Genomic DNA, 252 nt, shown 5'->3' with positions numbered 1-252 from the left:
CAGCTAGTGCGGCTTCATCTAGCAAGGCCTGTGATTTAAAGCGCCCTTCCCAGAATCGACCAGTGCAGTTGTCTTCTTTATTCGCTTTGCGCGCAATATCTTCATTTAACAAGCGCATGAACCAACTGATGCTAGATAGCCGCTCTCGGTATTGTTTTACTGTTTGATTGAAAAAGATAAGCTCTGCTTTAGTGAGTTTTTCACCTTGCAGGTATTTTTGCGTTAATAACGTGCCTTTACACACTTTATGCC

General features: G+C 42.9%; 1 pseudogene. It reads right to left on the bottom strand.

Features of this window, described 5'->3' with window-relative positions:
• A pseudogene (locus AAEY62_RS23625) lies at positions 1-252 on the bottom strand (transposase); the annotation flags it as partial.

The sequence above is a fragment of the Pseudoalteromonas sp. GW168-MNA-CIBAN-0100 genome, assembly GCF_040309225.1.
In the GTDB taxonomy this organism is placed as follows: Bacteria; Pseudomonadota; Gammaproteobacteria; order Enterobacterales; family Alteromonadaceae; genus Pseudoalteromonas; species Pseudoalteromonas arctica.
The sequence above is the reverse complement of the archived record's forward strand: the minus strand, read 5'-3'. Positions and strand labels throughout refer to the sequence as shown.